The 6295-nt window shown below is 75.2% G+C and carries 5 protein-coding genes; 2 read left to right on the top strand and 3 right to left on the bottom strand.

Annotated elements, in window-relative coordinates; genetic code table 11:
* Nucleotides 1-95 precede the first annotated feature (95 nt).
* From ABT160_RS40790 to ABT160_RS40780, 3 genes are all read right to left on the bottom strand, one after another.
* On the bottom strand, nucleotides 96-1946 hold the full coding sequence (locus ABT160_RS40790) for a 1-deoxy-D-xylulose-5-phosphate synthase (RefSeq protein ID WP_351653868.1): 1851 nt from the start codon (nucleotides 1944-1946) through the stop codon (nucleotides 96-98).
* Nucleotides 1947-2397: 451 nt separating this feature from the next.
* A complete protein-coding gene (locus ABT160_RS40785; protein ID WP_351653866.1) occupies nucleotides 2398-3270 on the bottom strand; it encodes an oxygenase MpaB family protein in 873 nt (290 codons plus the stop codon).
* 141 nt (nucleotides 3271-3411) lie between these two features.
* Complete coding sequence (locus ABT160_RS40780) at nucleotides 3412-3951, bottom strand: 2'-5' RNA ligase family protein (protein ID WP_351653864.1); 540 nt, start codon at nucleotides 3949-3951, stop codon at nucleotides 3412-3414.
* A gap of 193 nt (nucleotides 3952-4144) precedes the next feature.
* On the opposite strand from ABT160_RS40780, the gene ABT160_RS40775 reads away from it, so the two are divergent.
* Nucleotides 4145-4816 (top strand): winged helix-turn-helix domain-containing protein, encoded by a 672-nt coding sequence (locus tag ABT160_RS40775; RefSeq protein WP_351653863.1) that lies wholly within the window; start codon nucleotides 4145-4147, stop codon nucleotides 4814-4816.
* On the top strand, nucleotides 4806-6260 hold the full coding sequence (locus tag ABT160_RS40770; protein WP_351653861.1) for a sensor histidine kinase: 1455 nt from the start codon (nucleotides 4806-4808) through the stop codon (nucleotides 6258-6260). The genes ABT160_RS40775 and ABT160_RS40770 overlap by 11 nt, the downstream gene beginning before the upstream one ends.
* The last annotated feature ends 35 nt before the right edge of the window (nucleotides 6261-6295 follow it).

Genomic DNA, 6295 nt, shown 5'->3' with positions numbered 1-6295 from the left:
GGCCCACCCCGTCGGGGTGGGCCACGGCTCCACACGTGTGCGGGCGCGGCTACGCCCAACCGGCTGGCCGGGCCCGCGAGTTCCTCAGGCGGAGGTCACCCGGTGAACGCGGCTGTGCGTGGGGGTTGTTGGGTGGGGACGCGGGGCGCGGGGGCGGGGGCGTCCTTGAGCAGGACCGCGTTGGCGATGCCCTCGGCGCTGAGGCCCGCCTGTTCCAGGAGCTCCTCGCGTTCGCCGTGGGCCAGGAACGCGGGTGGCAGGCCCAGGCGCACGACCGGGGTGGTCACGTGCTCCCGCTGGAGCAGCTGGGCGACCGCGGTCCCCATCCCGCCGTCGCGCAGCCCGTCCTCGACGGTGACCACCATGCGGTGCCGGCTGGCCAGCGCGGCGAGGCCGGGGCGGGCGGGGAGCACCCAGCGCGGGTCCACGACGGTGGCGCCCAGGCCGAGTTCCTCCAGTTCCCCGGCCGCCGCCACCGCGACGTGGGCCATCGGCCCCGCGGCCACCAGGAGGGCCCGGGAGCTGCCGCCGGGACTGCGGTGGACGATGTCGCCGCCCTCGCAGCGCTCCAGGGTCGGCAGGTCGGCGGCGACGGTGCCGCGCGGGTAGCGGAGCGCGGTGGGGCCCTGGGTGTCGGCGAGGGCTTCGGTGAGCAGTTCCCGCAGGCGGGTGGCGTCGCGGGGTGCGGCGATGCGCAGGTGCGGGACGTTGGCGAGCAGCGCCAGGTCCCACAGTCCGTGGTGGGAGGGCCCGTCGGGGCCGGTGACGCCCGCCCGGTCCAGTACGAAGGTGACGGGCAGCCGGTGCAGCGCCACGTCCATGAGGACCTGGTCGAACGCGCGGTTGAGGAAGGTCGCGTAGATCGCCACGACGGGGTGCAGCCCGGCCATGGCCATGCCCGCCGCCGAGGTGACCGCGTGCTGTTCGGCGATGCCCACGTCGAAGACGCGCTGGGGGTACCGCTCGCGCATCGGGTGAAGCCCGCTGGGACGCAGCATGGCGGCGGTGAGGGCGACCAGCCGGCTGTCGCGGTGCGCGGCCGTGAGCAGCGCGTCGGCGAACGTGTCGGTCCACGAGGCCCGTGCGCCGTCGTCCCGGCGCCCGCGCTTGCGCTTGCGCTTGCGGCGGCGTACGGGATTCACCGCGTGCAGGCGGTCCACCCCGTCCTGTTCGGCGGGGAGGTGGCCACGGCCCTTGACGGTCACGGCGTGCACGACCACCGCCCGCCGTTCGGCTCGGGCCGTGCGCAGGGCCGCTTCGAGCGCTTCGACGTCGTGGCCGTCGACGGGTCCGAGGTAGCGGAAGCCGAGGTCGGTGAAGAGGTTGCGGTCGTGCGCGGCGGCGCCGAGGCGCAGCGCGGCGAGGTGTCTCGCGACGCCGCCGGTGGTGGGGGCGTAGGAGCGGCCGTTGTCGTTGACCACGACGACCACGGGCCGGGCCGAGGTGCCGAGGTTGTTCAGCGCCTCGTACGCCATGCCCCCGGTGAGCGCGCCGTCACCGATGACCGCGACGACCGGGCCGTAATCGCCCGCCTGCTCCCGCGCGGCGGCGAGGCCGTCCGCGTACGAAAGCACCGTGGAGGCATGGGAGTTGGAGATCCAGTCGTGGGCGGACTCGGCTCGGCTGGGGTACCCGGACAGGCCGCCGGCCTGCCGCAGCGTGGGGAAGCGCTCGCCGCGCCCGGTCAGGACCTTGTGTACGTAGGTCTGGTGGCCGGTGTCGAACAGGAGGGGTTCCCGGGGCGAGTCGAACACCCGGTGCAGGGCCAGCGTCAGCTCGACGACTCCGAGGTTCGGGCCGAGGTGCCCGCCGGTGAGCGTGACGTGTTCGACCAGGAAGCCGCGGATCCGTCCGGCCAGCGCGGCCAGTTCGGCGGGATTCAGCGTGCGCAGGCGTTCGGGGTGGGGGATGTCGAGGGCGGGGAGGATGTCGCGGGCAGCGGGCACGGCACGGCTCCTTGCAGGCGGGACGGGGATCTGAGCTGTGACGACCGGTCGGCTCCTCCATCGTGTAACCGCTTGCTACGCCCGGAGACGGCGCACTGGGCCCCCGGGGGATCACGCCCCTCACCCGCCCGTGACTCCCGTACGCCCCCCGCGCACGTCACGACGGGGCGCGCACGCTCCGCGCTCCCGCCATGTGGGGCTGCCACCCGCTCTCCGTACGCCGACGCAGGCCCTGGAGAGATGTCCCGAACCCCAGGAGACACGTCCCGCACCAAGGGGGCGTCACGGTGGTCTGGCGTCAGGTGGCCACGGTTTCCGTCACCCGTCACCCGCGCGAGGGACGCCCCAATCGGCCACAGAGTTCACAACGCGCCACCGGGACGCGCCGAATGCGCTCCCCGAGGGGTGGGAGAAGGGTCACCGGAGAGTGGCGGAACCCCTGAGCCGGTCTTCACCCGGTGGCGGGTGGTCCTTCGGGGCGGGCCGGAGGCGTCATCGCCCAGCGGATGGTGCGGCTCGCCGCGCCGCCCAGGGGCCGTACGGCGAGGCGTTCCAGCGCGGGCCACCGGGGAATCCTCAGGTGGCGGCTGGCCCACGTCGGCAGCAGGGCGACCGCGTTCGCGGCAAGGACCCCGTAGAAGGGGTAGGCCACCAGCGGCAGCGGGGGCCTCAGCAGCAGGTACTCCGCCGTGTCGCGCGCCTCACGGGTGGCGCGCAGCTCGGGACGGTAGGCGTCCAGGCAGGCGTCGAGCCCCCGCACCGTGCGGGGCGGATCCGGTACGCCGAGGGCCCGGGCGACGCGGGCCGTGTCCTCGACGTACGCGTCGCACTCGGCGGCCGTCAACGGCCGTGCTCCGAAGCGCTGGTGGGCCCGGAGGAAGCAGTCGGTCTCCGCGGCGTGGACCCAGAGCAGCAGGTGCGGGTCCGAGGCACGGTAGGGGACGCCGTCGGGGGTGTGCCCGTGGACGGTCGCGTGGACCGCCCGCACCCGGTCGCAGGCCTGCTGGGCGTCGGCCGCGGTCCCGTAGGTGGTCGTCGCCAGGAACGTACTGGTGCGCTGGAGCCTGCCCCAGGGGTCGCCCCGGAATCCCGAGTGGGCGCTCACGGCCGCCATGGCCACCGGGTGCAGTGACTGCAGCAGCAGTGCGGCGAGGCCGCCGGTGAACATCGCGCTGTCCCCGTGCACGCGCCGCACGGGACGGTCGGGGGCGAACCAGCGGGGGCCCGGGGTGGCATGGATGCGTTCGCGGTTGGCCGGGCCCTGCGGGCCCGCGACGCGCGCGAACAGGACCCCGCCGGCGCGCTCCCTCAGCGTCCGTGCCACGTCATCACCCCGGTTCTCGTCGCGCGTGCACGACTGTTCTTCGGCCCGGGCAGTGGATACGGATGCGCGGATCCAGCGGACCCAGCTGATGCGGCGGTTGCGACGGATGCAGCGGATACGGACAGGCCGTCGGGCACGCGGTCACCCGCCGAGTGCGAACGACGCCCGCTCCTCCCAGTTCGTCCCGTCGTACGCCACGAGGTCGACCGACGTGACCCGCGACGCGAACGGCAGCCCGGCGCGCAGCTCGCCCTCGACCTCGTCCAGTACCGCGTCCTCCTGCCTCAGCGCGACCGTCAGATGGGGCGCGGAACCGCCGAACCGCCCGCCGTAGGGCGGGGCTTCGGGCCACCGGGCGACCACGTCCTCGGTGAGCTCGCGGAACGGCCCGGCCGGTTCGGGGGCCAGGTACAGCATTCCGGGGAACCGCCCGCACCGCTCGAAGCGCACGTCGAAGGCCTGGTGCCGGGCGAACACCTCGGCGAGCGCCGCGTGGACGCCCTCGTCGGTCCGGCCCGCGTCGAGGAACGGGTACAGCACCGAGACGTGCGCCGGTACCCCTAGCGCGGCCGACGGGTCGTACCGCTCGCGCCATGCGCCCACCACCGGATCCGCCTCCGGGATCCTGACGACGAGCGCCGTCAGGCCCGCCTCGTACCGCTTGATGCCCTTGTCCGTCATGCCGAGCCATGCTGCCACCGAAGACGCGGGAGCGACGACCGAGGGACACGGGCGCGCCCCCGCTCACGGCCCCGGTGTGACGCTCACGACCCCAGACGTGCCCCTCACAGCCCCCGCGTGACGCTCATGGCCCCGCGCGCCCCGTCCGCGTCGACGGCCCCGGTCGTCGCTCCGGGCGGTAAAGTCGCTGGTCATGCGCGTACTCGTGGTGGAAGACGACCCCGGCCTCGGCCCGACGATCGCCGCCGGCCTGCGGAGTGCGGGCTTCGCGGCGGACCGTGCCGAGTCCCTTGAGGAGGCCGACCTCAAGGTGTCGGTGAACGCCTACGACTGCGTGGTCGCCGACCGGGGTCTGCCCGATGGCGACGCCCTGGACCTGATCAGGCGGTGGCGCGGCGCGGGCAGGCCGGTGCCGGTGCTCGTCCTCACCGCGTTCGGCACGGTCGAGGACCGGGTGTCGGGGTTCGAGCACGGCGCCGACGACTACCTCGTGAAGCCGTTCGCCATGGCCGAGCTGGTCGTGCGGGTGCGTGCCCTGTGCCGGCGGGAGCGGCCGCCCAGGCTGCCCGAACTCGCCGTCGGGGACGTGACGTTGGACCTGCCGAGCCGGCGGGTGCGGCGCGCTGGCGTCCTCCTCACGCTGACCGCGAAGGAGTTCGCCGTGCTGGAGGCCCTGATGTCGCGGGCTGGAGAGGTCCTCACGCGCAGCGAGCTGATCGAGAGCTGCTGGGACGAGATGAGCGACCCGATGTCGAACGTCGTCGACGTCGTGGTGGGCCAGCTGCGCCGCAAGCTCGGCCCGCCGGACCTCATCGACTCGGTCCGGGGCGTCGGGTACCGCATCGGCGGGCCGAGTGGGCGCTGAAGCGGGCCCCGGCCCGAGGCCGGCTGCGCGATTCGGTGCGCGATCCGGTGCGAAGCCCGGCCCACGGCCCGGTGCGACGCCCGTCGGGAAGCCCGGCTCAGGCCCCGGGGCACGAGGCGGTGCGCGAGCCGGGCGTCCGGCCGCCGACCGGCTGCGCCGCACGCGGTGGACGCTGACCCTGCTGTACGCGGCCGTCAGCGCGGCCTGCCTCGTCACCCTGGTCGTCGTCGCCGCCGCGATCGACACCCGGTCCGCGTCCCGCAGCCGCGACGCGCAGGTCACCGGACGTGCCCAGGCCCTGTCCCGCGCCGTCTGGATGGACGGCGGGGTGCTGCACCTGGAGCCGCTGTCGGAGGACGTCCTCGCGAACGCCTCGGACGTCACCGCGGTCCTCCGGCGCGACGGCGCGGGCCCGGTCGAGGTCCGGTGGGTGCGCCCCGCGCGGGACGCGCTGCCTTCCGCTGCCGGGCTCGACGAGCTGTGGGAGTCCACGGTCCGTACCCAGGAGACGGTCCTCGCGACCGAGCCGGGGGCCGACGGCAGGAAGCGTCGCTGGGCCACCGCGCCCGTCTGGGGCGCGGACGACATCGGCGCCGTCGTGCTCACCGCCGCCGATCCGGGACCGGACGAGCGGAACCACGCCGAGCTGCTGCGCTGGCTCGTCGCGGGCTGCGCCGTGCTGACACTGGCCGCGGCCGGGGTGGGCCACCTGTTGTCGGGGCGGAGCATGCGGCCCGCCCTGCGCGCGCTCGACCAGCAGGAACAGTTCCTGGCCGAGGCGGCGCACGAGCTGCGCACACCGCTCGCCTCCCTGCGCCTTGCCGTGGAGGGCGGCGGTGCGGGCATGCCCTCGGCGGACCCCGGCGCGCTCCGCCTGGTCGACCACCTGGACCGCCTGGTCGCCGGGCTGCTCGCTCGGGCCCACATCGAGGCGGGGAGCCGTCGGCCCGAGCTCACCCCGCTGCGGCTCGACCAGCTGGTCGAGCAGGTGGTGGACGAGCTCCCGCACGACGCGGGCCCGCACGACGCGGGCCCGCACGGCGAGCTCCCGCACGGCGGGGCGGCCGTCACTCTCCACACGGAGCCGACCGTCGTGCTCGGCGACCCGGACCTGCTGGCCCAGGCGGTGCGCAACCTGGTGGAGAACGCCGTCCGCCACGGCTCGCCGGCCGAAGGGACCGCGGGGGACGGCGGGGCCGCGTGCGCGGAGGTACGAGTAGCGGCGGGCAGGGTCTCGGTGCGCAACCACGGGCCGGGGATCCCTCCGGCGGAGCGGGAGCGGGTCTTCGGCGACCGGGTGGGCGGCGGAAAGGGCGGCATCGGCGTGGGCCTGGCCATCGTGCGCTGGGTGGCCGAACTGCACGGCGGGACGGCCGAGGCGGGCGAGGCGCCGGGCGGCGGGGCACTCGTCGAACTCGTACTCCCCCCGTACTCGCCTTCCTGACCGCCTGCCCGCACTCCCCCTCCCCCTTGCTCGAT

It is taken from the genome of Streptomyces sp. NPDC001941, assembly GCF_040296945.1.
In the GTDB taxonomy this organism is placed as follows: domain Bacteria; phylum Actinomycetota; class Actinomycetes; order Streptomycetales; family Streptomycetaceae; genus Streptomyces.
This window is presented reverse-complemented; position numbering and strand designations above follow the sequence as displayed.